This is a genomic window from Congregibacter sp. (assembly GCF_965660375.1).
In the GTDB taxonomy this organism is placed as follows: Bacteria; Pseudomonadota; Gammaproteobacteria; order Pseudomonadales; family Halieaceae; genus Congregibacter.
The window spans coordinates 37,066-61,316 of sequence record NZ_CBFHZO010000091.1; the positions used below are offsets into that span (position 1 = coordinate 37,066).

27 protein-coding genes are annotated in these 24,251 nt (G+C 59.6%); 13 read left to right on the forward strand and 14 right to left on the reverse strand.

Features of this window, described 5'->3' with window-relative positions:
* Positions 1–69: 69 nt before the first annotated feature.
* Entirely contained in the window at positions 70–909 is an 840-nt protein-coding gene (rsmI, locus tag ACTG3T_RS08535; RefSeq protein WP_439101845.1) for a 16S rRNA (cytidine(1402)-2'-O)-methyltransferase, read from the reverse strand.
* A gap of 68 nt (positions 910–977) precedes the next feature.
* On the opposite strand from rsmI, the gene ACTG3T_RS08540 reads away from it, so the two are divergent.
* From ACTG3T_RS08540 to ACTG3T_RS08555, 4 genes are all read left to right on the forward strand, one after another.
* Complete coding sequence (locus tag ACTG3T_RS08540) at positions 978–2,801, forward strand: penicillin-binding protein activator (protein ID WP_439101846.1); 1,824 nt, start codon at positions 978–980, stop codon at positions 2,799–2,801.
* 87 nt (positions 2,802–2,888) lie between these two features.
* Entirely contained in the window at positions 2,889–3,254 is a 366-nt protein-coding gene (locus tag ACTG3T_RS08545) for a YraN family protein (protein ID WP_439101847.1), read from the forward strand.
* A 51-nt stretch (positions 3,255–3,305) separates the two neighbouring features.
* Positions 3,306–3,848 (forward strand): phosphoheptose isomerase, encoded by a 543-nt coding sequence (locus ACTG3T_RS08550; protein WP_439101848.1) that lies wholly within the window; start codon positions 3,306–3,308, stop codon positions 3,846–3,848.
* 7 nt (positions 3,849–3,855) lie between these two features.
* The gene (locus ACTG3T_RS08555) at positions 3,856–4,473 is read left to right on the forward strand and encodes a BON domain-containing protein (RefSeq protein ID WP_439101849.1); all 618 of its coding nucleotides are present in this window, start codon (positions 3,856–3,858) and stop codon (positions 4,471–4,473) included.
* A gap of 28 nt (positions 4,474–4,501) precedes the next feature.
* On the opposite strand, the gene ACTG3T_RS08560 is transcribed toward ACTG3T_RS08555, so the two are convergent.
* The 7 genes from ACTG3T_RS08560 to zapE all read right to left on the reverse strand — a co-directional run bounded on the left by ACTG3T_RS08560 (position 4,502) and on the right by zapE (position 10,860).
* Positions 4,502–4,897, reverse strand: a complete 396-nt coding sequence (locus tag ACTG3T_RS08560) for a ClpXP protease specificity-enhancing factor (protein WP_439101850.1) — start codon at positions 4,895–4,897, stop codon at positions 4,502–4,504.
* A gap of 21 nt (positions 4,898–4,918) precedes the next feature.
* A complete protein-coding gene (locus ACTG3T_RS08565) occupies positions 4,919–5,524 on the reverse strand; it encodes a glutathione S-transferase N-terminal domain-containing protein (RefSeq protein WP_439101851.1) in 606 nt (201 codons plus the stop codon).
* A gap of 283 nt (positions 5,525–5,807) precedes the next feature.
* On the reverse strand, positions 5,808–7,838 hold the full coding sequence (locus tag ACTG3T_RS08570; protein ID WP_439101852.1) for a ubiquinol-cytochrome c reductase: 2,031 nt from the start codon (positions 7,836–7,838) through the stop codon (positions 5,808–5,810).
* A complete protein-coding gene (petA, locus tag ACTG3T_RS08575) occupies positions 7,838–8,461 on the reverse strand; it encodes a ubiquinol-cytochrome c reductase iron-sulfur subunit (RefSeq protein WP_439101853.1) in 624 nt (207 codons plus the stop codon). The genes ACTG3T_RS08570 and petA overlap by 1 nt, the downstream gene beginning before the upstream one ends.
* A gap of 329 nt (positions 8,462–8,790) precedes the next feature.
* The gene (rpsI, locus tag ACTG3T_RS08580; protein WP_008294494.1) at positions 8,791–9,183 is read right to left on the reverse strand and encodes a 30S ribosomal protein S9; all 393 of its coding nucleotides are present in this window, start codon (positions 9,181–9,183) and stop codon (positions 8,791–8,793) included.
* An 8-nt stretch (positions 9,184–9,191) separates the two neighbouring features.
* Positions 9,192–9,620, reverse strand: coding sequence for a 50S ribosomal protein L13 (gene rplM, locus ACTG3T_RS08585; RefSeq protein ID WP_439101854.1), 429 nt, complete (start codon positions 9,618–9,620; stop codon positions 9,192–9,194).
* Positions 9,621–9,762: 142 nt separating this feature from the next.
* A complete protein-coding gene (gene zapE, locus ACTG3T_RS08590) occupies positions 9,763–10,860 on the reverse strand; it encodes a cell division protein ZapE (protein ID WP_439101855.1) in 1,098 nt (365 codons plus the stop codon).
* A 153-nt stretch (positions 10,861–11,013) separates the two neighbouring features.
* Here zapE and ACTG3T_RS08595 point away from each other — a divergent pair, with 153 nt between their 5' ends.
* Positions 11,014–11,493 carry a YhcB family protein gene (locus ACTG3T_RS08595; protein ID WP_439101856.1) on the forward strand — a complete coding sequence of 160 codons (480 nt, stop codon included), beginning with the start codon at positions 11,014–11,016 and terminating at the stop codon, positions 11,491–11,493.
* Between the two features lie 48 nt (positions 11,494–11,541).
* Here the strand turns inward: ACTG3T_RS08595 and ACTG3T_RS08600 are convergent, their stop codons facing one another.
* Positions 11,542–12,303, reverse strand: a complete 762-nt coding sequence (locus tag ACTG3T_RS08600; protein ID WP_439101857.1) for a Nif3-like dinuclear metal center hexameric protein — start codon at positions 12,301–12,303, stop codon at positions 11,542–11,544.
* A gap of 74 nt (positions 12,304–12,377) precedes the next feature.
* Here ACTG3T_RS08600 and ACTG3T_RS08605 point away from each other — a divergent pair, with 74 nt between their 5' ends.
* Positions 12,378–13,472 (forward strand): trypsin-like peptidase domain-containing protein, encoded by a 1,095-nt coding sequence (locus ACTG3T_RS08605; protein ID WP_439101858.1) that lies wholly within the window; start codon positions 12,378–12,380, stop codon positions 13,470–13,472.
* 25 nt (positions 13,473–13,497) lie between these two features.
* On the opposite strand, the gene hisD is transcribed toward ACTG3T_RS08605, so the two are convergent.
* The 5 genes from hisD to ACTG3T_RS08630 all read right to left on the reverse strand — a co-directional run bounded on the left by hisD (position 13,498) and on the right by ACTG3T_RS08630 (position 17,812).
* Positions 13,498–14,790, reverse strand: coding sequence for a histidinol dehydrogenase (gene hisD, locus ACTG3T_RS08610; protein WP_439101859.1), 1,293 nt, complete (start codon positions 14,788–14,790; stop codon positions 13,498–13,500).
* Entirely contained in the window at positions 14,790–15,440 is a 651-nt protein-coding gene (gene hisG / locus ACTG3T_RS08615) for an ATP phosphoribosyltransferase (protein ID WP_439101860.1), read from the reverse strand. The genes hisD and hisG overlap by 1 nt, the downstream gene beginning before the upstream one ends.
* A gap of 21 nt (positions 15,441–15,461) precedes the next feature.
* A complete protein-coding gene (gene murA, locus ACTG3T_RS08620) occupies positions 15,462–16,724 on the reverse strand; it encodes a UDP-N-acetylglucosamine 1-carboxyvinyltransferase (protein WP_439101861.1) in 1,263 nt (420 codons plus the stop codon).
* A 15-nt stretch (positions 16,725–16,739) separates the two neighbouring features.
* Positions 16,740–16,982, reverse strand: a complete 243-nt coding sequence (locus ACTG3T_RS08625) for a BolA family protein (protein WP_439101862.1) — start codon at positions 16,980–16,982, stop codon at positions 16,740–16,742.
* A gap of 128 nt (positions 16,983–17,110) precedes the next feature.
* Complete coding sequence (locus ACTG3T_RS08630; RefSeq protein WP_439101863.1) at positions 17,111–17,812, reverse strand: MlaC/ttg2D family ABC transporter substrate-binding protein; 702 nt, start codon at positions 17,810–17,812, stop codon at positions 17,111–17,113.
* 240 nt (positions 17,813–18,052) lie between these two features.
* On the opposite strand from ACTG3T_RS08630, the gene ACTG3T_RS08635 reads away from it, so the two are divergent.
* The 7 genes from ACTG3T_RS08635 to ACTG3T_RS08665 all read left to right on the forward strand — a co-directional run bounded on the left by ACTG3T_RS08635 (position 18,053) and on the right by ACTG3T_RS08665 (position 24,236).
* The gene (locus ACTG3T_RS08635; RefSeq protein WP_439101864.1) at positions 18,053–19,033 is read left to right on the forward strand and encodes a calcium/sodium antiporter; all 981 of its coding nucleotides are present in this window, start codon (positions 18,053–18,055) and stop codon (positions 19,031–19,033) included.
* Between the two features lie 6 nt (positions 19,034–19,039).
* Positions 19,040–20,017, forward strand: coding sequence for a KpsF/GutQ family sugar-phosphate isomerase (locus tag ACTG3T_RS08640; protein WP_439101865.1), 978 nt, complete (start codon positions 19,040–19,042; stop codon positions 20,015–20,017).
* Positions 20,014–20,529, forward strand: a complete 516-nt coding sequence (locus tag ACTG3T_RS08645; RefSeq protein ID WP_439101866.1) for a KdsC family phosphatase — start codon at positions 20,014–20,016, stop codon at positions 20,527–20,529. The genes ACTG3T_RS08640 and ACTG3T_RS08645 overlap by 4 nt, the downstream gene beginning before the upstream one ends.
* Positions 20,526–21,104, forward strand: coding sequence for an LPS export ABC transporter periplasmic protein LptC (lptC, locus tag ACTG3T_RS08650; protein WP_439101867.1), 579 nt, complete (start codon positions 20,526–20,528; stop codon positions 21,102–21,104). The genes ACTG3T_RS08645 and lptC overlap by 4 nt, the downstream gene beginning before the upstream one ends.
* Complete coding sequence (lptA, locus tag ACTG3T_RS08655; RefSeq protein ID WP_439101868.1) at positions 21,088–21,807, forward strand: lipopolysaccharide transport periplasmic protein LptA; 720 nt, start codon at positions 21,088–21,090, stop codon at positions 21,805–21,807. The genes lptC and lptA overlap by 17 nt, the downstream gene beginning before the upstream one ends.
* Entirely contained in the window at positions 21,785–22,510 is a 726-nt protein-coding gene (gene lptB, locus ACTG3T_RS08660; protein WP_439101869.1) for an LPS export ABC transporter ATP-binding protein, read from the forward strand. The genes lptA and lptB overlap by 23 nt, the downstream gene beginning before the upstream one ends.
* Positions 22,511–22,754: 244 nt before the next feature.
* The gene (locus ACTG3T_RS08665; protein WP_439101870.1) at positions 22,755–24,236 is read left to right on the forward strand and encodes an RNA polymerase factor sigma-54; all 1,482 of its coding nucleotides are present in this window, start codon (positions 22,755–22,757) and stop codon (positions 24,234–24,236) included.
* The last annotated feature ends 15 nt before the right edge of the window (positions 24,237–24,251 follow it).

The following is a 24,251-nucleotide window of genomic DNA, read 5'->3' on the forward strand; positions in this document are numbered from 1 at the left end:
GGGGCCGGGGCGCAAGAAACATAGGAGACGATGAATGGAGGAGCAATGAGCGGTGAGCCCAACTGCCCGTCAATCCTCTTTGTGCTGCAATAGATAATCGTAGAGCTGACGACTGCGCATGCCTGCATAGGCAGCAACCAATTTTGCCGCCTGACGTGCCGGCATATGCTCCGCCATCCCCCGCAGCAATTCCCCCAGGGCAGGATCCACCTCCCCACCCTCCTGATCCGGCGCGGGAGCCAACAGCAGGACAATCTCTCCCCGGGACTGATTTGCATCATCGCGTACCCAGTCACAGAGCTCCTCAAGGGACGCCCGACGGATCGTTTCGAAGCTCTTGGTCAGCTCCCGCGCCAAAGCGCCCTCGCGCGATCCACCCATCACCGACTTGAGGTCCTCCAGGGTCGCCAGGATGCGATGAGGCGCCTCATAGAAAATCAAAGTGGCATCCGACGAAGCGAGAGCCCCCAGGCGCCGCCGGCGGGCCTCAGCGCGATTGGGCAAGAAGCCCTCAAAAGCGAAGCGATCACTGGGCAGTCCTGAGCCAGACAGTCCCACCACGGCAGCACAGGGTCCGGGCAGGGGAACAACTTTCAAGCCCGCATCCTGCACGACCCGCACGAGACGGTAACCGGGATCCGATATTGTGGGCGTGCCGGCATCGGACACCAGCGCCACGGACTCTCCGGCGGCCACACGCGCTGCCAGCTGCTCCGCCACCTGGGGTGCGCTGTGCTCATGGTATGCGAGCATGCGCGTCTTGATACCCTCGCCGCTGAGGAGTTGCCCCGTGCGACGGGTGTCCTCCGCCGCGATGCATGACACCTGGGAAAGTACCTCCACCGCCCGCCGGGAAATGTCACCGAGATTACCGATAGGCGTGGCCACGATGTAGAGCGCCGGTTCCAAGAGCGACTGGCTTCCTTATAATGGGGATATCACCGCAGCAATTATCGCGGTCCAATAGCGAGGATAACATGCTGAGCTCGCCTCACTGCTGGCGTACCGGTCTTACCGGGGCTATGGCCGCCGGCGTTCTGGTTGCCTGCGGAACCACCCCGGGAAACCTTCCCAGCCGCGCCGGGTTTCCGGGGGGATCTGATGCTCCTGCGGCCACCGTGCCCCCCGCCGCGGTGGAAGCCTATCTGCCAGCGGTTACAGGGGAACCCCTGGATGATGAACTGTTTGCAGCAACGCGCGCTGCTCTGGCCGACGGCGACTGGATGGCCGCAACCCTGGCCCTTCCGAAGCTTGAATCATCCGACGATGAAAAGGCTGAAGCGTCCGATACCCCAGCCCCCGAAGACGTCATCATCACCGCGCTGTGGATTGACTATTACCGGGCGCGGATTGCCTACCTTCGGGGCGACACCGGGGACCACAGGGCCATCATGGCCGCCCTTGAGGCCCGGCCGCTTCCGGATGCGCTGCGCCGCGCCGTCCTGAGCCACCAGTTAGCTGTTGCCCGACGACAGGAAAACAACGCCGCGCAATTGCAACTGGGACTCCGTCTGCTGTCCCAGGGGAAACAGGATGCCCCGCCCGACCCGTGGCTCCTCGAAGTCGTCTGGAGTGCAGCGCAGCGACTCGAGGAAGAGGGAAGCTCCTCCCCCTCCTATGACACGATTACTCAGGGGTGGCTGGATCTTGCCGCTGCAAACACCGCCGACAGCCCTCTGGCGACAGCCGCAGCGCTCTCGGCCTGGAGCACACAGTACCCGCAGCATCAGGGCCGGGCGCATGCTGATGCGCTAAGGGAAGCCGCGCTGGAGGACGCAAAAAGCGCCAAACTCACGCTGGTGCTGCCCCTGTCGGGCCCTCTGGAGAAAGCAGGCGCAGCTGTAAGCGAAGGCTTTATTGCGGGCTTTTTTGCCGAGCAGCAAGGGGGGCTCACCGTCGACGTTTTAGACAGCCGGCGCTTCGACACCATTGGCGCTGCTTATGCGGAGGCCCAGGCAAAAGGGGCAAGTGTGATTGTGGGCCCCCTGGGCAAGCGGCAGGTAGGAGAGCTCCTGGCCCAGCCTGAGCTGAGCGTCCCCGTGCTTGCACTCAATCGTCCGCTGCCGGGTGGGGACAACAGTCCTGGCGCCCTTCTCCTGTCCCTCGCGCCGGAGGATGAAGCCCGGCAACTGGCGGAAGATGCCTTCGCCGATGGCGCGCGACGAGCGCTGGTGATTCGGCCGGAAGGTGAATGGGGCGAACGCATGGAGTTGGCGCTTGCACGACGCTGGCGGGCCCTTGGCGGCCACATCCCGACCACAGCAATTTATGGCAAGCCCGACACTCATTCGCCCAAGCTACGCGACGCCCTCGGCCTGGGCGAGAGTGGCGCCCGCAGCCGGGCGGTACGGTCACTGTTCAATGAACCGTTAGAAACCGCGGGGCGCCGCCGGGAAGATCTGGATACGGTGTTTTTGCTGAGCAAAAGCAGCGACGAGACCCGGGCGCTCAAACCCCTCGTCAACTACCACTACGCCGGGGATCTCCCGGTGTATGCGCTGTCTACAGCAGACAGCGGCACTGGCAACACCGGACTCAATCGAGATCTGGGAGGCCTCAGGGTGCTGGCGATGCCCTGGCGCCTGGCCCCACGCCCATTGGACGCTGACGGCAGTTCAGCCGCGCTCCACGCTCTGGGCATGGATGCCTATGCCCTCGCGAAGCGGTGGTGGCGCATGCGCAGCGCAGCCTCGCCGCTATATTTTGGTCTCACCGCCGAATTACAATCAAACGATGACGGATTCCTCGAACGCCGATTGAATATGGCTGAATTCAACCGAGGCGAACTACGCCCCCGCTGATCTAGACTTCCCCTGAGCCTCTTTCTCATCTGCGGCAAGAAGAGGCGGCAGCAAAGCACCTTTTTTGGGGACGGGGAGACAGCAGCAATGACGAGCACCGCAAGTGGTGATGAGTTTGAGGCGCGAAGCGCAGCCCTACTTCGGTCCTATGGCCTGCGTATCTTGAACACGCAATACCGATGCAAAGCCGGCGAAATTGATATCATCGCCTGCGATGAGCACCGCTTGTTGTTTGTGGAGGTCCGCGCCCGACGCCATCGCAGCCATGGCGGTGCCGCCGCTTCGGTGAACCGGGCAAAGCAGTGTAGAATCGCGCTGTGCGCAGCTTATTTTCTCAACCGTCACCCCCAGTGGGGTCACCTGCCCTGTCGCTTCGATGTGATTGCCTGGGAACCGGGCGGCGTCGGACAGCATTTCGAGGCGCGTTGGATTCAGGCCGCTTTCATCACCTGAGAAAACCGCTTTCCCCCAAGTCGGTCGTCCCGCGTTTATGAGCCCGAAGCCATGATCGACGAAAACTACGAGCGCACAGCCGCGAGCTTCCACCGGCGCATCGAAACCATTGCCAACGCCGTGGACAGCATGGCTCCCGGACTTACAGCGGCTACCAGTCTCCTGGCCCAGGCGATGTTGGACGACAGAAAAGTACTGGTCTGCGCCTGTGGCAAAGATGCTGCACTCGCCGCTCACGTCGCCGCGACCCTGAGAACTCCCATAGAACCCGGGCCCGCGTTACCTGCCCTGGCATTTTGCAGTGACAGCGCAGGGGGAGACACCCAGCTGTGGCGGGACCTTCGCACGCTCTCCCGGGACGGAGATGTTTTGCTGTGTATCGATCGCGGTGCGGGCGCTGCCATTGCACAAAAATTTATTCAATTTGCCGAGACCCGAAACCTCGTGACCATTGCGCTGTCAGACAACACGGAGGTACCCGGTGGCAGCTGTATTGCGCTTCGCGCTGCCGATGAGGACCAGCGCAGCGAGCTTGCCCTCATGGCCATCCACTGCCTCAGGGAACACATCAAACAATTTTTGTTGGGAGAATAAACTGACCATGGCGTGCCGCGAATCTTCAGCGACCCTGTTTTCTGCCGTTTTTTCAACGCGCCTTGCCGGCACATTGACGGTGCTAAGCCTGCTCTTACTTCAGGGCTGTGGCTCTCTGCTCGCCACCTTAGAATCCGATGCCATTGAGGATGATCCCGGCGAGCGCACCTTTGCCCAGCGCATTGCCGATGAGTCCATCGAGACAAAAGCCATCGTCAATCTCCATGCAGCCGACGATCGTTTTGACCAGGGACACCTGGTCGTCCAGAGCTACAACGGCTATGTACTGATCGCCGGCCAGGTACCTCAGGAAGAGCTTCGTCAAAAGGCCAACGACGTCGTGCGGAAGATTCGTGACGTCCGGCGCATATACAACGAACTGGAGGTCGCTGCAGCCAGCTCGGCGATGACACGGGCTTCAGACACCTGGATCGCCAACAAGGTTAAAACATTTCTTCTCACCGGTAGCAAAACCCCGGGACTGCGCGTGAAAGTTGTCGCGGAAGATGGGGTGGTGTATCTCCTGGGCATGGTGACCCGGGAGGAAGGAGATCGTATCGCGGAGGAAGCTGCTGACACCTCAGGAGTCCAGAGAGTAGTGCGGCTTTTCGAGTACATCGATTAGGGTTTTGATTCCCTGCGGCGGTCGCCCCCTACTTTACAACGGTGAGACTGGGTTTTCCGCTGCGCCGGAACGGCGTGGGTTCGTTACCGCCTTCGGGAGAGGGGTCGTCATCGCCCTCTTCCGGTTCAAAAGCCATGCCCTGGCCGTTCTCCCGGGCATAAATACCCAGAATTGCCGCCATGGGCATAAAGACATCGGTAGGCTTACCTCCAAAACGGCCGTTGAAGCTCACACAATCATCGGCCAGCTGCAGCTCGATCACTGCGGAGGGAGACAGGTTGAGGACGATTTGTCCGTCCTTAACGTACTCCTCGGGCACGTCGACACCGGGCGCCGTCGCATCAACGATCACATGGGGCGTGCAGTCGTTATCAACAATCCACTCGTAGAGTGCTCTCAACAGATAGGGACGACTGGAGTTCACTATTGAATCCTGCGGCTGCGCCTAGAGGCGCATCTCGCGTTCTTGCTCCGTCAGGCTCTGCTGGAAAGACTCCCGCTTGAACAGCTGTTCCATGTAGGCAAACAGCGGCTTCGACTGTTTGCTGGGGCGAATATCGATACCCAGTGTAGGCAGACGCCACAAGATAGGCGCAATACAGCAGTCCACCAGGGTGAATTCATCGTTCATGAAAAATGGCTTTTCCGCAAAAATGGGCGCAATGGCCAAAATACCCTCGCGCAGCTCTTTCACCGAACGCTTGACGACATTGTCGCTGCGGGAGTTCTGAATTGAGTCAATCAGCGCACACCAGTCCTGCTCGATGCGGTGCATGAAGAGACGACTCTCGGCGCGGGCCACGGGGTAGACGGGTAACAATGGGGGGTGAGGGAAGCGCTCGTCCAGATACTCCATCATCACGCGCGTCTCGTAGAGTGACAGTTCCCGGTCGACCAGTGTCGGAAGGGAGTTGTAAGGGTTGTGCTCGGACATTTCCCGCGGCGGATGCGCTGGATCCACATCAATAATATCGGCAGTAACGCCTTTTTCAGCCAGTACGATGCGTACACGATGGCTAAAGTGTGAGGTCGGATCTGAATAAAAAATCATGGAGGTCGATGCGCCTGTAGTTTAGGTAAAACTGGTTACTTGGAATGGAGAGCTGAAAACCACCCGCTTGCCTTTGTGAGCTCCAGGTTTTGAAGATTCCCGGCCCGCCCGCTCTGGTGAGGTTTAACAGTCAGCGATTCAAACACGCTGTTCCATTGTTCATTCCGTGTCGTGTACTCAAGCCTAATTGTACCTGAGCCTAAACGGACAAACGGCGGCGTAGAGTTTTCACTCTATTCGCCACCGTTTTCACCGGCAGGATTCAAAGAATTCTGAATCTTGATCAGTGTACGTCTTTCCAGTACTCGCGGTTAAGCAGGGTCGCAAAGACAAAGAATACTGCAAGGAACAGTAGCGAATAAATGCCTATGCGCTGGCGATCGGCCTTAATGGGCTCCGCCACGTACGCCAGAAAATTCACGAGGTCATAGGTGGCCTCATCGAACTCTTCCGGAGACATCAACCCCGCCTCAACCACATCCATGGTCCCGCAGGGGTCACTGTGATCTGCCATCTGAGTGCCGGACAGGGGTTCCATATCACCATGAACCGCCGTGGGCGTGCAGGCCATCAGGCCCTGAAGCTCGATAAGCGCGTGGGGCATACCAACATTGGGGAAGACCCGGTTGTTGACGCCGTAGGGGCGCGTGGGATCAGCATAAAATGTTCGCAGGTAAGTGTACAACCAGTCAGGATTTCGCGCCCGGGCGACCAGTGTGAGATCCGGCGGCGCTGCGCCAAACCAGACCTTGGCGCGGTCAGAATCCATGGCGTTCTCCATTAACGCACCCACTTTGACCTCAGGATCCGCGATGATGTTTCCCCGCATCAGATCGTCGGGAATACCCAGGTCCGTAGCAACCCGGTTGTAACGGGCGTACTGAAGGGAGTGACAACCCATGCAGTAGTTCATGTACACCTTGGCACCATTCTGCAACGAGCTTTTGTTATGGATATCCAACTCCACCTCGTCGCAGGGCATGGTCCCGCAGTTGTAGGCTGACTCGGCGCCGACGACCTTCAGCGGAATAATCGTCAGTGCGAGTATCAGCACCAGCCCCGCAAGAGACCCTATTGCCCCCACACCACCGTCCATGGTCACCCGCTCGGGCACCGGCTTGGCCTTATCCATACTCGACCAGATAGGCATGAACAGGAAGAAGGAAAAGTAGAATATGGAACAGATTTGCGCCAGAACTGTACGCGCGGGCGTCGGAGACTTCACCCCCAGCACACCCAGAATCAGGAAGGACGCGACAAACAGCACCAGCATCACCTTATTCAGGTTACCGCGATAGCGCCAGGACTTAACTGGCGAGCGATCCAGCCACGGCAGTACGAAGGGAATCGCCACACTCGCTGCGAAGGCGACAAAGCCCCAGAACTTGTCGGGCACTGCACGCAGTACGGAGTAAAACGGCGTGAAGTACCAGACAGGCGCAATATGGTCCGGCGTCTTGAGCGCATTGGCTTCCTCGAAGTTGGCATACTCCAGGAAGAAGCCTCCCATCTCCGGTGCAAAGAACATAATTGCGCAGAACACGAACAGGAATACGGCAATGGCCTGCACGTCGTGCACGCTGTAGTAGGGGTGGAAGCGAATCCCGTCAAGAGGTACGCCATCCGACCCTTTGTTTTTCTTGATCTCAACACCATCGGGGTTATTCGAACCCACTTCGTGCAGCGCCAGGATGTGCAGCACGACCAGGGCGAGAAGTACAATCGGCAGCGCAACCACGTGCAGGGCAAAGAAGCGGTTCAGGGTAATGCCGGAGATCAGGTAGTCACCGCGGATCCAGGTAACGATGCTTTCACCCACAACCGGGATCGCACCGAACAGCGAGATAATCACCTGGGCACCCCAGTAGGACATCTGGCCCCAGGGCAGCACATAGCCCACGAAAGCCTCAGCCATCAACAGTACGAAGATCAACATCCCGAAGACCCACAGCAGCTCCCGGGGCTTCTTGTAAGAGCCGTAAATCATCGCGCGGAACATGTGCAGATAGACAACAATAAAAAATGCAGAAGCACCGGTAGAGTGCATGTACCGGAGTACCCAACCGTAATCCACGTCGCGCATGATGTACTCGACCGACGCAAAAGCCTCCTCTGCGCTGGGCGTGTAGTTCATAGTCAACCACACACCGGTGAGCAGCTGGTTAACGAGCACCAGCAGGGAAAACACACCGAAGTAGTACCAGAAATTGAAGTTTTTCGGCGCATAGTACTCACCCATGTGAGTGTTCCACGCACGCGTGATAGGTAGACGCTCGTCAACCCAATCGCGCAATCCGATGAGCATGTTGGCCATTACACTGCCTCCGCATCAACGCCAATAACAAGGACGCTTTGTGATTCAAAAGAGTAAGGGGGAACAACCAGGTTGGATGATGCCGGCACACCTGAGTAAACACGTCCCGCCAGATCAAACTTAGAGCCATGACACGGGCAGAAAAACCCGCCTACCCACTCGTCGCCGCCCAGGTCCGCAGCACCCACTTCGGGGCGAAACTTCGGCGCGCAGCCCAGATGGGTGCACAAGCCCTCCACAACCAACAGCTCAGGGCGAATACTGCGCTCTTTGGACGAGATGTAGGCCGGCTGCTTGGAAATAGCCGAGTCTGGATCCTTGAGATCCCCGTCGACCTTGTCCAGATTTGTGATCATCTCTTCGGTGCGGTGAACGACATAGACAGGTTTGCCTCGCCACTCCACAACCACCATCTGACCCGGCTCCAGCTTGCCAATATCAGCTTTTACCGGAGCTCCCGCCGCCTTTGCTTTGGCAGAAGGATTCCAAGAACCAAGAAAAGGTACTGCAACAGCGACGGCACCCGCCGCGCCTACAGCACTCGTGGCAACCGTCAGAAAACGACGACGGTTGTTGTCGACTTCTGACTCAGCGCTCTCGCTGGCCGTTGTGACACTGGACATATCGATTGGTCTCCTGTTTCTTCGATGCCAACACACTGGACTGCGGATGATTGATAAACGTTTCACCTGCGGCCTGAAATTACCCGCGCGCCAGAATCATGGAAAATAGCAGCGTCAGGGACAGCTGGAATCCGGGCGCACGAATGGTAAAGACTTTAGCTGCTCCAAACAAGGAAAGTGCCGTCTTTTTACAAGCCAAACCCTTGATTTGTCTCAAAACTTGGACAAATCTCTCGCATAAAAAAACCCGACCGGTGATGACCGTCGGGTTTTCCTGCTGCACCTTGCGCCCCTGCAAGGAGCGCCTGGTGATCGTCCTGACGCTAAACTTAGCGCTTGGAGAACTGTGGCCGCTTACGCGCTTTGCGCAGACCCACTTTCTTGCGCTCAACTTCACGGGCGTCACGGGTGACAAACCCAGCCCCGCGCAGAGTACCGCGAAGCGCCTCATCATATTCCATGAGCGCACGGGTAATGCCGTGACGGATAGCGCCGGCCTGCCCAAAGCTACCACCGCCTTCCACGGTGACTTTGATATCGAACTTCTCCACCAGGTCCACGAGCTCCAGCGGCTGACGCACGATCATACGTGCCACTTCCCGTCCGAAGTACTGGTCCAGGGGACGCTGGTTGACAGTGATATCGCCGCCGCCACTGCGCAAAAATACGCGCGCTGTGGAAGTCTTGCGGCGTCCGGTTCCGTAATACTGAGTTGCGCTCATTGTTTCTCCTAAACCTGCAGCGGCTGAGGCTGCTGCGCGGCGTGCGGGTGCGCTTCGCCGGCGTATACCTTGAGTTTGCTGAACATTGCACGACCCAGAGGGTTACGGGGCAGCATGCCCTTCACCGCGCCCTGAATGACACGCTCAGGTGCTTTGTCGATCAGCTTTTCGAACGACATGGACTTAAGTCCGCCGGGATATCCCGTGTGCCGGTGATACATTTTATCGGTGCGCTTGGCTCCGGTGACATGTACTTTCTCCGCGTTGATCACAACGATGTAATCGCCGGTATCCACGTGAGGGGTGTACTCTGCCTTGTGCTTGCCGCGCAGGCGGTGAGCAATTTCACTGGCCAGACGGCCAAGCGTTTTGTCGGTGGCGTCAACGACATACCAATCGTGGCTGACTTCGCCAACTTTGGCGCTATATGTTTTCATGGGTTTCGCCTCAAAAGGGCCAAAAAAAGAGCGCGAATACTACTTAAACCCCGGGGCGTTGGCAAGCCGGAATTCCAATAAGATTTCGCATTGCCGCGAATAGAGCGACTGGGGGCCCCGCCGGCCCCTAGGCAAGGTCCTCTCAGGGCCTGTGCTCCTGTGCCAGATACTCGTGGGACTGCATTTCGAACAACCGGGACTCTGTTCGTGTGAATTCGAAGGTCAGGCGGGTGCCGTGGTAAAGCTCCGATGCCGGTACTTCGGCGGCGATCACGAGTTTTACGCACCGGTCGTAGAATTCATCTACCAGATTAATAAAGCGTCGGCACAGATCATCCTGCCCGGCACCCATCCGGGGAACTCCCGAGAGGATCACCGCGTGAAACTCCCTGGCCAGCTCGATGTAATCATTTTGCGAGCGCGGTCCGTCACACAGCTCCGGAAATTCAAACCAGGCCACGTCGTCCGCAAGACAGCGACAGGTCAGATAGCGCCCATTGATCTCGATGCGCTGCCAGTGCTGGATCGCATCGGGGGCCAGACGCTGAAAGCTGTCCTTCAAACTGGCATCGGCCTCCGCACCCAGAGGATAATGATAGAGCCTGGCCTGTTCCAGGGTCCGCAGCCGATAGTCAATGCCTGCATCGACCGTCAGCACCTCGGTGTGCTGCTTTACAAGCTCAATGGCCGGCAGGAATCGCGCACGCTGAAGTCCGTCTTTATACAGTCCATCCGGGGCAATATTGGAGGTTGCCACCAGGGCAATCCCCCTTTGGAAGATAGCGTCGAGAAAATTAGCCAGAATCATGGCGTCAGCGATATCGCTGACAAAAAACTCGTCAAAGCAAATGATGTCCGCCTCGGCGGCCAACCGGTCCCCCAGAAGCTCAATGGGGTTTTTTTCCCCTTCGAATTCGGCAAGCTCGCGATGCACGCGCTGCATAAAACGATGAAAGTGCACCCGGATCTTCTTATCAAAGGGCAGGCTCTCGTAGAACGCGTCCATGAGATAGGTTTTACCCCGCCCTACCCCGCCCCAGAAATACAAGCCTTTTTCAGGCTCGGCGCTACGGCGGAAACGGCGGCCCAGGCGGCCCGCGAGGGTCTCGCTACGGGCATGACGCGCCACGACGCGGTCGAAGAGATCCTGCAGGCGACGCACCGCAGCCTCCTGCGCCACGTCGTGGCTGAAGTCGTCCCGCTTCAGGTCTTCTTGGTATCGCTGCCAGGGTGTCAGCACAGTGTCGTTGCGGGTCGGGGTTCCCGATCCTCCGGTGGGGGAGTTAAGGCGCGCTACCTTACTCGCGGAGCTCCGGTTTTGGCAATCTTGCTACCAAGCTGCTGCGTAGCAACGTTATACTTCCCAACCACTCGAGATGTAGAGGACTTGCTTGTGAACACCGGTACTGTTGACCCCGTCGTAATAGCGATCGCAGCCGCGATTCTAGGCCTGTTGATAGGTTACTTTGCGGGCAGACGCACAGCGCCCGGCAGTGAAGAAGCGAGGGAACTCACCGAAAAACTTGAGCAGGCAGAGTCCGCCCGGGCACGCTATGAGCAGCGGGTCAACGCGCACTTTGCAGACAGCGCCGACAAGCTCAACACCCTCACGGCAAATTATCGGGATATCTATGCGCACATCGCCGGCGGCGCGTCAGAACTATGCTCCGAGGAAGAGGCCGCGCGTTTTCAGTCCCTGGAGGCCCCAAAGGATTCCGGGCATGACACCATCGAGGCAGACAGCGTAGTGGTAGAGCCTCCCCGGGACTACGCGGCAAAAACATCCCCCGACGATCCTGGCGTCCTGGACGAGCGTTTTGGGCTGGATGGCGAGGAGAAGCCGCCAGAAGACTCCACCACACGCAACGCATAGCCCTGATGTCTGGCGGTCGTTTCTGGCCGCCGCTCCAACCGGGGCTTGTCAGACCGGGTTATCGCAGTCGAGAAAGGTCCACTCCAGGTCGAGGCTATCAGCCAGCGACCCGGCGAGCGCCTGCACACCGTAGCGCTCCGTGGCGTGATGCCCGGCAGCCATGTAGGCAATCCCCAATTCCCGCGCCGTGTGTACCGTAGGCTCTGAGATCTCACCAGAGATATAGAGCTGGGCGCCGGCTGCCGCGGCCTTGTCAATATAGCCCTGAGCGGCGCCGGTACACCATCCCACGCGTTCAATGGACGCCTGGCCATCACCGATCACCAGTGGTTGTCGGTCAGTCAGAGACTGCACCTGCGCAGCGACCGAATCCAGAGACATGGGGGTCGCCAGCTTTCCGATACTACCCACGCCCTGGGCATCGTCCCGATCAAGGGGCTCGACGTCCCGGAAACCCAGAAGTTGGCCCCAGCGGGCATTGTTCCCCAACACCGGATGGGCATCCAAAGGCAGATGATAGGCCAGCAGGCTCATATCAGACGCCAACAGCGTTCCCAGCCGCTGTCGTTTCATGCCCACAACCTCCGGCGCCTCGCCGCGCCAGAAATAGCCGTGATGAACGATCAGGGCATCGGCGCCCCAGGCGACGGCCGCTTCCAATACTGACTGATTGGCGGTCACCGCCGCCGCAAGCCGGGAGACCGTGGTACGACCTTCCACCTGAAGACCATTGGGGCAATAGTCGCTAAAACGTGAGGACTCCAGCGTTATATCGCAATGTTTGACTAAATCTTTAAGAGCAACGGGCATTTGATGGTCCGGGATCGGTGTCTGGAGCGGGGGCATCATATACAATCGCTTTTCTTTCTGGCTAGAGAGGGCGCATGAGCGCTTTCCTTAAATTTTTCACCTGGCCCGCCATCGCCGGCTTACTGGGTGCCCTTCTTATCCTCCAGCAGTGGGTACTGCCGACGGCCAGTCCCGAGCGCAGCGCGGTCGTGCGGGACAGCTTCCGGCAGGCGGTGGCCAGCGCCACGCCTTCAGTGGTCAATATCTACACGGAGAAACGCGTGGCGTCGGCAAACAGTCGCATGCTCAACAATCCGTTTATGCCTATCCCCCGGGGGGCACCGCGGCAACAGGTGGAGCGCTCCCTCGGTTCTGGCGTCATCATGCGTGAGAACGGCTACATCCTGACCAACAATCACGTCATTGACGGGGCCGACGCGATTCAGGTGCTCCTGAGTGACGGCCGCTCCGCCGCGGCGCAGGTCGTCGGTCTGGACCGGGCTACGGACCTGGCGGCGCTGAAAGTAGATCTTGAGGGCCTCAGCGCCATTAACGTTGCCGATTCGGACCAACTGTCGGTGGGCGACGTGGTCCTTGCCATCGGCAATCCCCTGGGGTTCGGACATTCGGTAACCCAGGGCATCGTGTCGGGACTGGGGCGCTTCGGGCTGAGTCCGGGCACCTACGAGGGCTTTATTCAAACCGACGCCGTCATCCATGCGGGCAACTCCGGTGGAGCGCTGGTGGACGTCAATGGCGCTTTGGTAGGTATCAACAGCTTGATATACGCATCCAGCGAAGGCAACAGCGGTGGTTCCGTAGGCATCGGCATTTCTCTGGCAATTCCATCGAGCTTTGCAGAGTTCGTTATGGATGACTTGATCAGCTTCGGACGCGTCATCAGAGGTTGGCTGGGTGTACAGGTAGAACAAATACCCGGCACCGTTCTGGGCGATCAGCGCTTACTGGTTCGCGGTGTGGCGCCCGATGGGCCCGCAGCCAGGGCTGGCCTGCAAGCAGGAGACGTTATTACTCATTTTAACGATGAAGCGATCGACGATGTTCGCCTGGCGATGTACGAAGTGTCCCTTTTGCGACCGGGCGACAAGCTGATGATGAGCGCGTCGCGGGACGGATCTACCGTAGAGCTGAGCGCGATCATCGGCGCACAGCCCGAAACCACCGAGTAATGTCTTTCACCGATCGAAGTGCGCGTTACTTGCCTGAGCGCATCGCCGCGCTACGCGCATGAGCCGTCAGTGACTCCCCCTCCGCCAGCACCGTCGCGATGCGCGCGAGAGGCTCGGCGCCCTCGGCACTGCAATGAATAATGGAGCTGCGCTTCTGAAAGTCGTACACACCCAGGGGTGAGAAAAACCGTGCTGAGCCCGAAGTCGGGAGCACGTGATTAGGGCCGGCGCAGTAATCACCCAGGGCCTCACAGCTGTGAATGCCCATGAAGATAGCGCCCGCCGCATCAATCTGCGGCAGCAAAGCCTCGGGGTGAGCCACCGCCAACTCCAGATGCTCCGGCGCCAGGCGGTTACTGATAGCGGCGGCGTCAGCGATGTCCTTTGTTTTGATCAACGCGCCGCGCCGGGCCAGGGAGGCCTCGATGATCGTTGAACGCTCCATCTGCGGCAGCAATCGATCGACAGCCGCATCTACCGCGTCGATGTAGGCGGCGTCCGGGCAGAGCAGCAGCGCCTGGGCGCTCTCATCATGCTCCGCCTGGGAAAACAGATCCATGGCCATCCACTCGGGATCGGCACTGCCGTCGGCAATAACCAGAATCTCCGAGGGGCCGGCAATCATGTCGATACCCACCTGACCAAACACCTGGCGCTTGGCTTCAGCGACGAAACGGTTGCCGGGGCCCACGATCTTGTCCACGCGAGGCACAGCAACCGTGCCATAAGCAAGAGCTGCAACCGCCTGGGCGCCACCCACGCAAAAAACGCGATCCACGCCCGCAAGCGCTGCGGCGGCCAGCACCAGGGCGTTGCGTTCGCCCCCCGGGGTCGGTGCGACCATCACGATCTCAGACACGCCGGCAACGCGAGCAGGAATGGCGTTCATCAATACCGAGGACGGATAACTGGCCTTACCACCGGGGACGTAGACACCGACGCGCTGTAGCGGCGTAACCCGCTGCCCCAGACGGTTACCCAGACCATCGTCATAGCTCCAGTCCTCGCCGAGCTGCTTGCGATGAAAGGTTTCTATGCGATTAGCGGCCTCGCCAAGGGCGGACCGCTGCTGCTCCGGCAGTTCCCGCAGAGCCTCCTGGAGCTCCTCCCGGGAGACTTCCAGCGCCACGAGCTCTTCCGCTGCTAATTGGTCAAAGCGGCGGGTATATTCGAGGAGTGCTTCATCTCCGCGCCGGCGCACATCGGCAATAATCTGCGACACCGTTGACGTCACATCGCTGTCACCGCTTTCCATGGGCACTTCGAGTTGCGCCAGGGCCGACTCAAAGTCCGCCGCACTGCTGTCGAGACGGCGCATCAGGCGGCGGGGGCCAGGTCGGCGACAGCAGCGCCGATGGCATCAAGGAGTTCGTTAAGAGCGCCGTGACGGGAGCGCATGGACGCCTTGTTCACGATAAGCCGCGAGGTGACCTGGGCGATTTCATCCAGGGGTTCCATGCCGTTGGCCCGGAGCGTGTTCCCGGTATCAACGATATCGACAATCATGTCTGCCAGGTCCATGGCGGGTGCGAGCTCCATCGCACCGTACAGTTTTATGAGTTCCACCTGTACGCCGCGACGGGCAAAGTAATCCCGGGCAACATTGACGAATTTGGTGGCCACCCGTACGCGGCGAGGTGGCCAGGCGAAATCCACTGGGGCGGCGGTCATAAGTCGACAAGGAGCAATGCCCAAATCAAGGGGCTCGTAAACACCTTCACTGCCCTGCTCAAGCAAAGTGTCCTTGCCCACCACGCCAAGATCCGCGGCGCCGTGACGCACATACACGGGCACGTCCACGCCGCGCATGACCACCAGTTGCACATCGTCCCGCGTGGTCGGGAAGACCAGTTTGCGACTCTTCCCCATATCTTCCAGCGGTTCCACGCCCGCCCGCGCCAACAGCGGCAGCGTTTCTTTCAGAATACGCCCCTTGGTCAGCGCCAGCGTGAGTTTGCCCGTCTCCATGCAGTCAGCCCAATCTTTCCGTTAATCCACAACCCGCCGGATGTCGGCGCCCAGAGCCTGAAGCTTTTCTTCAATACACTCATAACCACGATCAATGTGATAAATGCGATCGATGAGGGTCTCGCCGGTGGCCACCATGCCCGCGATCACAAGGCTGGCAGAGGCACGGAGATCCGTAGCCATCACCGGAGCGCCGGCAAGAGACGCCTGCCCGACAATGATTGCCGTGTTCCCTTCGATAGTGATCCTGGCACCCATACGGTTCATTTCATGGGTTTGGATGAGACGGTTTTCAAACACCGTCTCGGTAACCGTCGCGGTACCCTCGGCAATGGCGTTCATCGCGGTGAATTGCGCCTGCATATCAGTGGGAAAACCCGGATAGGGCGCCGTGCGGATACTCACCGCTTTCGGGCGTCGCCCGTGCATATCCAGGGTGATCCAGTCCTCACCGCAACTGATGTCCGCACCCGCTTCTTCGAGCTTCTGCAGTACCACCTCCAGATGCTCGGCGCGAGCCTCCCGAAGATGCAGCTTGCCCCCGGTCGCCGCCGCAGCCACCAGGTAGGTGCCGGCCTCGATGCGGTCCGGCATTACGTCAAAATGACAGCCGTGAAGTTTGTCGACACCGTCAATGACCATGCGATCTGTACCGTGTCCGGTAATCCGGGCGCCCATGGCAATAAGGCATTTCGCCAGATCAACGACCTCGGGCTCTCGGGCCGCGTTTTCAAGGACGGTCTGTCCGTCCGCGAGGGCCGCCGCCATCATAAGGTTTTCCGTGCCACCAACGGTGACGGTCTCCATAACAATGTGCGCGCCGCTGAGTCGTCCCTCCACGGTGGCGTTGATGTATCCGCCCTCCACTTCGATGGTCGCGCCCATGGCCTCAAGACCCCGCAGATGGAGGTCCACGGGGCGGCTGCCAATAGCGCAGCCACCCGGGAAGGACACGCGGGCCTGTCCAAAACGCGCCACCATAGGGCCCAGCACCAGAATCGACGCTCGCATGGTCTTAACCAGCTCATAGGGCGCAGAGCAGTCACTGAGACTGCTGGCGTCGACCTCAATGCTCATCTTCTCATCGATGGTTAAACCGACACCCATGCATCCGAGAAGCTCAATCATCGTGGTGATGTCGTGGAGATGCGGGAGATTGCCAATGGTGACGAGCTCGTCGGATAACAAGGTGGCGGCAAGAATCGGTAACGCCGCGTTTTTAGCGCCGGATATGCGCAGTTCGCCCTCGAGACGGGCGCCGCCCTTGATAAGAAGCTTGTCCATGGGTAAGGGGCGCTGTCAGGCGCCTTCTGACTCCCATTCCGCCGGCGTAAACGCGCGAATGTTCACGGCATGAATACTGCCCGATGCAATAGCCTGATTGATCGTGGCGTAGACCGTTTGCTGTCTGCGCACGGCCCGCATATCTGCAAAGACATCGCTGACCACCGTAATGTCGTAATTTGCGCCGGCGCCATCAACGCTGACCGTCGCATCAGCGAGGGCCTCGCTGACCATCGCTTCAACAGTTTTGGCATCCACTGCTGTACTCCTGTTCCCGGCAACCGGGTGACTGATAAAAAAGGCTGGCGATTGTAGGGGAAAGCGCCGAAAAAAGCCCGAGGGCCGGGTTTGGAAATTGCGGCCCAAAAAGGGCCTGCGCGCCGCCGCTAGTCCGTTGCGGCTTCCACTGTCCAATTTTCGATCACCTGATCAAGGTCGCCGTCATAACGACGGGCGGCAGACTCGAACTGGCTGCGGTAGATTTGCCCGAGATTCACGTTCTCCACCACCAGATTGCGCATTTTCCAATCGCCGGACTTGTCCCGCGCCATGAGATACACCACGACGTAGGGCTGCGCCTCATCGCTGTAAATGAGCTGCTTGAGCATGGCCCGGTTTGGGGAATCTTCGGCGTCCGCGCTGTCGCCAAGCTCGACCCGGGAACCACCAAAGGCAAGAAGGCCCTTGCTGTAGGTTCTTACCAAACCCACGCGCATGGTTTGCGTAAAGCGCTCCAGCTGATCTCTGAGCTTCTCCCGGCCCGCCTCGTCAAGACTGCGGTATCGCGCTCCCGTTGCGTATTCACCCATAACGCCCCGGGCAAACCCCCGAAAATCGACAATGGGATCCAGCACCTCATGCACGGCCTGGTAATAGCGGTCAGTATCCTCATCCACATAGGATCTTGCCTCTTCGATCACCTCCAGCACTTTGTCCGTGGTTTCCCGCAGTGTTTCCTCGGCGGTTTTCCCCCGGACTTCTCCCTCGCTCTGGGCATGCAGTGCCGGCGTCAGATACAGCATAAAAAGTCCCGCCAATAGCGCGACAGCGGGCGTGATCGAATGTGTCCATTTGCTGCGCAAAACCATGTTTCCTTCCTTAGGATTGCTGGCCTGAATGATCAGAGCGGTTATACTCGCCGCCCCTCACCTTGGACCGGGCCATAATTGGGCGAAATGAGGCGAAAAGTGTACACGCTTTTCTCCCTATTCTCTCTGACTCGTATGACAGCATCGACACCCTGCAGGTTCAACTTTCAGAGCTTTTTCCCCCGGCGATCACCCTTGAAGCCCGGGGCCCATGGCGCGTAAGCTGATGTCTTCTATCCCATGCTGATACCTCTGCTGACAATTCTCGTCGCCTTTGCCGTATTGATGTGGAGCGCGGATCTTTTTGTAGCCGGGGCTGCCTCCATCGCCAGTAACCTCGGAATGTCCCCGGTGATCATAGGCCTGACCATTGTTTCTCTGGGCACCTCTGCCCCGGAGATCCTGGTATCTGTGACCGCGGCACTCGCCGGATCCGGGGGGCTGGCAATCGGAAACGCTGTGGGTTCCAACATTGCCAACATCGGCCTTGTTCTGGGTATCACTGTGCTGGTGGCGCCCATTCAGGTACATCCCGGCTGTATGCGCTCGGAGCTCCCTACACTCCTGGTGGTAACGGCCGGCACGGGCTTGCTGCTGCTGGACGTGGAGCTGGAGAGGAGCGACGGGATACTCATGATCACCGCGCTGGTACTCATTCTTGCGCAAATGATCCGCTCCCAGATTAGGGATCCGGAGGTCGCTGAAGATGCGAAAGCTGAGGACGAGGATCTCCCCCATCACGGCCCCGCCAAAGCCTGGATTTCCTTTGCCATAGGCCTGGTGTTGCTCGTGGGCAGTTCCAAGGCGCTGGTGTGGGGCGCAAGCGCTATTGCCATGCAGTTTGGCGTTCCCGAACTGCTTATCGGACTGACCATCGTGGCCGTGGGCACAAGCCTGCCGGAGTTGGCAGCGACCCTGGCCAGTGCCCTTCGCGGTCACGCCGAAATCGCCATGGGCAACATCGTCGGTTCCAACCTGTTCAACCTTCTTGCAGTGATGGCCATGCCAGGTCTGCTGGCCCCGGAACAGCTCCCCGACAACTTTCTCTTTCGTGATTACGGCGCCATGTGTATCGCCACGATCCTCATGGCGGCTGCCGCCTACAACGGTCTCCGATCAAGCCGCGCCCAACCCGGATATTCCTATCTCGGGCGATCGGTGGGGACGCTGTTCTGCCTGGGGTATGCGCTGTACTATTACGGGCTGTACACCAGTTTGTAGACTGCTATGACACAACCTGCCCGCCACCTGCTCTCAGCGCAGCGCACCATCCGCATGGAAGTGGAAGCCGTTGCGGCCCTGGAAGCCCGCGTTGGTGAAGAGTTTGAGCGCGCCTGCGAACTTATCCTGCAAGTGCCAGGTCGCACGGTGGTCACGGGCATGGGCAAGTCCGGTCACGTGGGCGGAAAAATAGCCGCCACGCTTGCCAGCACCGGCACGCCGGCGTTTTTTGTACACCCGGGCGAGGCCAGCCACGGGGACATGGGCATGATCACCGCCGATGACTGCGTGATTGCCTTGTCCAACAGTGGAACAACGCCCGAAGTACTCATGCTCGTTCCCCTGCTCAAACGCCTGGGAATCCCCCTGGTCAGCATGACGGGCGCGCCGGAATCGGCTCTGGCCCAGGCGTCCGACGCCCACATCAACACCGGTGTTGCTGTGGAGGCCTGCCCTCTCGATCTGGCCCCGACCTCCAGCACCACCACTGCCCTGGTCATGGGCGATGCCCTGGCCATAGCACTGCTGGAAGCCCGGGGTTTTACCGCAGACGATTTTGCTTTCTCCCATCCCGGCGGCGCGCTGGGGCGCAAGCTGCTGCTGAAAATTGACGATGTGATGCGTCACGGTAAAGCGATTCCCCGGGTTACCGAAGCCACCCCCCTGTCCGATGCGCTGCTGGAAATCAGTGCCAAAGGGCTCGGCATGACGACGGTGGTCGCTGCCGACAGTGATCAGCTTCTCGGTGTCTTCACGGACGGAGACCTTCGCCGGGCGCTGGATGAACAGGTCGACATCAAGGGCACGCGCATCGGTGACCTCATGACACGCTCCCCCGCCACCGTGCACACGGGTATGCTCGCGGCGGAGGCGCTGCGCATTATGGAAGAGCGCCATATCAGCGCCCTCGTTGTGCTCGACGAAGAACAGAACCTTGCGGGCGTGGTGAACCTCCTCGCCTTGCTGGAGGCCGGTATCGCATGAATCCAGCGACTGCCCGGAACATCAAGCTGCTTGCGCTGGACGTCGACGGCGTACTCACCGATGGTCGCATTACCTATGGCAATGACGGTGAAGAGTTCAAATCCTTTAACATCAAAGATGGACTGGGAATCAAACTCCTCCAGGGCGCGGGCGTCGAAGTCGCCATCATTACCGGACGGCAATCCAATATCGTTGACCGCCGCGCCGGGGAGTTGGGCATAGGAACTATCATCCAGGGACGCGAAGACAAGCTCATCGCTCTACAAGAGTTGTGCAACATCCGGGGATTCGAGCTCCGTGAGTGTGCCTACATGGGCGACGATCTCCCGGACCTCGGGGCGGTGCGCGCAGCAGGCCTGGGCCTGACGGTAGCCGATGCCAGCAGCGCCCTGCTCAGCGCGGCCGACTGGCATTCAAAGCAACCGGGAGGCCATGGCGCTGTTCGCGAAGCCTGCGAAACACTCTTAAGCGCCCGCGGCCAGCTCGATGCCGCGGTCGCCGCGTTTCAATGACCGCCGCCAAAGGCCGTCGCCGGGTCCGAAAACGGCTGTCCATCCCCCTGCTGCTCTGTGCAGCGCTGCTGCTGTACACCATGCTTTCTCCTCCGCCGACACTGATCAAGGAAAGGGCTGCGCCCGCCGGCCCGACACGCGTACCGGAGAGTTATGCGAAACAGGTCTCGGTAAATGACTTCGACGCCAACGGCGTTCTTGAGGGGAGCACCGAGGCGGTGACGCTGAGACGCTTCCCCGGGGAAGGCATCGTGGAACTCGACGAGCCTAAACGGCACAACTACACGACCGATGGCGAGTGGGTGGCAAACGCTATGAGCGGGCAACTTCGCGAGAAAACCGAGGTGCTCGTGCTCAATGGCGAAGTGCGACTCCAATACGACAGCGAGAACCTGCAATTTCTCACGGAACGGATGATTATCAATATGCCTAAACAGGCCGCACGGAGCACGACCAGCGTGCGCATCTGGCAGGGCGATAACGAAACCGTGGCAGACCAGATCTATATCAATCTCAGCCGTCAGGTCGCATCCCTCAGCGGCTCTGTCAGGACAGTGTATGTTCCGGAAAGCTAACCTCAGCGTCGAGACATCCATCGCCGGACGCAGGCAGGTCCCGCGGGACGCTGCCACCTACGCCGTTCTGGCTGGCTGCGCCATGATCGTCGCAATACTGCTGTTACCCCACTCTGCGCAGGCGCTGCCCGAGGACCGCCTGCAGTCCATAGAGATAACCGCCGCCCGTGCCGTGCGGGATGAGCGCGCGGGATTCACCGTGTATAGGGGCGATGTGGTTATGAAGCAGGGCAGTTTGCATATCCGTGCCGACAAAATCACGATTTTTCATGACAGCGAAGCCGCCGATCGCATCATCGCCGTCGGTGCGCCCGCGACACTTCGCCAGCAGCCGGAAATCGACAAGGATTTTGTCACCGCAAGTGCCGGTCGCATTGTTTATGAAAAGTCCCGCGAGTGGGTGCAACTGCGGGAAGCCGCGGTCATCGAGCAGGACGGCGCGGTCGTCAGCGGTGAGTCCATCGACTATTTTATGGCTGAGCAGCGCGTCCGCGCCGACGCCGCGGCAGAGGACGCCGATGGACGGGTGCAGGTGATTATTCCCGCCGCGGTTATCGAAGCCGAAACCGGCGAGGAAAGCGACCAAAGCGACCAAAGGGACAGCAAGGATTCGGGCGGCGAGACAGGCACGACCGAGCCCGAGCCCCCCCGAAGCAACACAGCCCCCCAGGGAGGCGTCGATGGCGACCCTCAGGGCGCGTAGCCTCGCAAAAGCCTACCGCGGCCGCGCGGTAGTCAAGGACGTGAGCATCGAGGTGCAGAGCGCCCAGGTGGTGGGACTTTTGGGCCCCAATGGCGCGGGGAAAACCACCTGCTTCTACATGATCGTGGGCATCGTCGCCTCGGACGCCGGCGACATATTGATCGACGATGAGAGTATTACCGCCCTGCCCATGCATGAACGGGCGCGCCGCGGTATCGGTTACCTACCCCAGGAAGCTTCTATCTTCCGCCGCATGACCGTTGGCGACAATATCCTGTCAATACTGGAGACCCGCAAAGACCTGAACCGCGCGGAGCGCAGGAAACGCCGCGACGAACTGCTCGAGGAGTTCCATGTGGGCCATCTCAAAGACAGCCTCGGGCAGGCACTCTCCGGCGGCGAGCGCCGCCGCGTAGAAATTGCCCGCGCCCTGGCCATGGAGCCCAAGTTCATCCTTCTGGACGAACCCTTTGCCGGCGTGGACCCCATCTCTGTCGGCGACATCAAGAACATCATCCGCCATCTCCAGACCCGGGGCATCGGTGTTCTCATTACCGACCACAATGTGCGGGAAACGCTGGATATCTGCGAGACCGCTTTCATCGTGGGCGAAGGCCACATCATCGCGCAAGGCAGCCCCCAGGATGTTCTGGATAACGCCAAGGTCCGCAAGACCTACCTTGGGGAAAACTTCCGCCTGTAAACCCCAATCTGTGACGGACATCGGCTTTTCCGGCATTAACTATGGCACTAACACAATGCAATAAGCGCGCCAAGGCGTTGCGCCACTCCCGGTGCAGGCCTACACTTACTCCCAAGGGGCGGCAATGTACTGTCCCACCGTGGGGATGCGCGCCGGCTCGATTCAGGGCAGAGCGCGCGTAAGAGCGCACCTAGATGGCACAAGACCATCGGTGCGAAGCGCAATTTGGCAGGACTGACGCGCTATGAAGCAGGGACTACATCTCAAGCTCGGTCACCAGCTAACGATGACACCGCAGCTGCAGCAGGCCATACGCCTGCTACAGCTGAGCACCCTTGATCTGCAGCAGGAAATCGAACAGGCGCTGCAGGAAAACCCCATGCTCGAGGTTGAGGAAGAGCAGGCCGATACGCCGGAACAGTCCTCCCGTGAGGACTCGGGCAATCACGAAGGCCCCATGGACAACCCCGAACGCAGTGCCAACGTTGATGAAGCCTCTGCCGAGGGGGAGTATGAGGCGAGCATGCCCGAGGACCTTCCGGTAGATACGCAGTGGGAGGATATTCTTCCCTCCAGCGCCCCCCCTCCCTCCGAAGGCGCCGGCGAAGACTTTGATTTTGACAGTCGCAACCGGGGCAGTGAAAGCCTTCAGGATCACCTCCGCTGGCAGCTCAATCTCACCCGCCTGTCCGACAGCGACCGTATCGTAGCCCTGGCCATCATCGACGCCACTGATGCCAACGGCCGTTTTAACAGCAGCGTTGAGGATCTCCTTGAACTGTTCCCGCCGGAACTGGAAATAGAAAAAGAGGAGGTCACAGCGGTACTCCACGGCCTGCAGCAGTTTGAGCCCGTCGGCATTTTCGCCCGGGACCTTCAGGAGTGCCTGCAGCTACAGCTCAAGCAACTCGACCCCCTGACCCCCTGGCTGGATCAGGCCAAGATTTTGATCAATCGTCACATTAATCAACTGAGCAGCGGCGACTACGCACAGATCATGCGCCGCATGAAGCTCTCGGAAGATGATCTGCGCGGCGCCCTCAGGCTGGTGCAGTCACTGGATCCTTTGCCGGGCAAGCAGTTTGGGGACGATGACACGGAATACATCGTTCCCGATGTGTATGTCAGCCGCAAGGAGGGCCGCTGGGTTGTTGAGCTCAATCCCGACACCGCGCCCCGGCTGCGTATCAACGACCACTACGCGGGGATGATCAAGCGCGCAGACAACAGCGCCGATAACAGCTACCTCCGGGACAATCTTCAGGAGGCCAAATGGTTCCTGAAAAGTCTCCAGAGTCGCAACGAAACCATGATGAAGGTGTCTACAGAGATAGTGAGGCGCCAGCGCAACTTCCTGGAGTATGGGGAAGAAGCCATGAAGCCGCTGGTATTACACGACATCGCGGAGGCCGTTGAAATGCATGAATCGACCATTTCCCGAGTGACAACGCGCAAATACATGCACACGCCCCGGGGCATCTTTGAGCTCAAATACTTTTTTTCCAGCCATGTGGCGACCACCAGCGGCGGCGCCTGCTCATCCACGGCGATTCGGGCCCTGATCCGCAAACTCATCGCGGCGGAGAATCCCCGCAAACCCCTGTCCGACAGCAAGCTGGCTGAACTTCTGGAGGGTCAGGGTATTCAGGTCGCCCGGCGGACTATCGCAAAGTATCGGGATAGCCTCACCATCCCACCGTCCAACGAGCGCAAGCGGCTTGTATAGCTGCGGCGGCGCCCG

Excerpts from the sequence above, each read along its gene's own strand:
- ACTG3T_RS08540 (WP_439101846.1), top strand. The coding sequence starts at position 978 with ATGCTGAGCTCGCCTCACTGCTGGCGTACCGGTCTTACCGGGGCTATG.
- ACTG3T_RS08545 (WP_439101847.1), top strand. The coding sequence starts at position 2,889 with ATGACGAGCACCGCAAGTGGTGATGAGTTTGAGGCGCGAAGCGCAGCC.
- ACTG3T_RS08550 (WP_439101848.1), top strand. The coding sequence starts at position 3,306 with ATGATCGACGAAAACTACGAGCGCACAGCCGCGAGCTTCCACCGGCGC.
- ACTG3T_RS08555 (WP_439101849.1), top strand. The coding sequence starts at position 3,856 with ATGGCGTGCCGCGAATCTTCAGCGACCCTGTTTTCTGCCGTTTTTTCA.
- ACTG3T_RS08565 (WP_439101851.1), bottom strand. The coding sequence starts at position 5,524 with ATGATTTTTTATTCAGATCCGACCTCACACTTTAGCCATCGTGTACGC.
- ACTG3T_RS08570 (WP_439101852.1), bottom strand. The coding sequence starts at position 7,838 with ATGGCCAACATGCTCATCGGATTGCGCGATTGGGTTGACGAGCGTCTA.
- petA (WP_439101853.1), bottom strand. The coding sequence starts at position 8,461 with ATGTCCAGTGTCACAACGGCCAGCGAGAGCGCTGAGTCAGAAGTCGAC.
- rpsI (WP_008294494.1), bottom strand. The coding sequence starts at position 9,183 with ATGAGCGCAACTCAGTATTACGGAACCGGACGCCGCAAGACTTCCACA.
- rplM (WP_439101854.1), bottom strand. The coding sequence starts at position 9,620 with ATGAAAACATATAGCGCCAAAGTTGGCGAAGTCAGCCACGATTGGTAT.
- ACTG3T_RS08600 (WP_439101857.1), bottom strand. The coding sequence starts at position 12,303 with ATGCCCGTTGCTCTTAAAGATTTAGTCAAACATTGCGATATAACGCTG.
- ACTG3T_RS08605 (WP_439101858.1), top strand. The coding sequence starts at position 12,378 with ATGAGCGCTTTCCTTAAATTTTTCACCTGGCCCGCCATCGCCGGCTTA.
- hisD (WP_439101859.1), bottom strand. The coding sequence starts at position 14,790 with ATGCGCCGTCTCGACAGCAGTGCGGCGGACTTTGAGTCGGCCCTGGCG.
- hisG (WP_439101860.1), bottom strand. The coding sequence starts at position 15,440 with ATGGAGACGGGCAAACTCACGCTGGCGCTGACCAAGGGGCGTATTCTG.
- murA (WP_439101861.1), bottom strand. The coding sequence starts at position 16,724 with ATGGACAAGCTTCTTATCAAGGGCGGCGCCCGTCTCGAGGGCGAACTG.
- ACTG3T_RS08630 (WP_439101863.1), bottom strand. The coding sequence starts at position 17,812 with ATGGTTTTGCGCAGCAAATGGACACATTCGATCACGCCCGCTGTCGCG.
- ACTG3T_RS08635 (WP_439101864.1), top strand. The coding sequence starts at position 18,053 with ATGCTGATACCTCTGCTGACAATTCTCGTCGCCTTTGCCGTATTGATG.
- ACTG3T_RS08640 (WP_439101865.1), top strand. The coding sequence starts at position 19,040 with ATGACACAACCTGCCCGCCACCTGCTCTCAGCGCAGCGCACCATCCGC.
- ACTG3T_RS08645 (WP_439101866.1), top strand. The coding sequence starts at position 20,014 with ATGAATCCAGCGACTGCCCGGAACATCAAGCTGCTTGCGCTGGACGTC.
- lptC (WP_439101867.1), top strand. The coding sequence starts at position 20,526 with ATGACCGCCGCCAAAGGCCGTCGCCGGGTCCGAAAACGGCTGTCCATC.
- lptA (WP_439101868.1), top strand. The coding sequence starts at position 21,088 with ATGTTCCGGAAAGCTAACCTCAGCGTCGAGACATCCATCGCCGGACGC.
- lptB (WP_439101869.1), top strand. The coding sequence starts at position 21,785 with ATGGCGACCCTCAGGGCGCGTAGCCTCGCAAAAGCCTACCGCGGCCGC.
- ACTG3T_RS08665 (WP_439101870.1), top strand. The coding sequence starts at position 22,755 with ATGAAGCAGGGACTACATCTCAAGCTCGGTCACCAGCTAACGATGACA.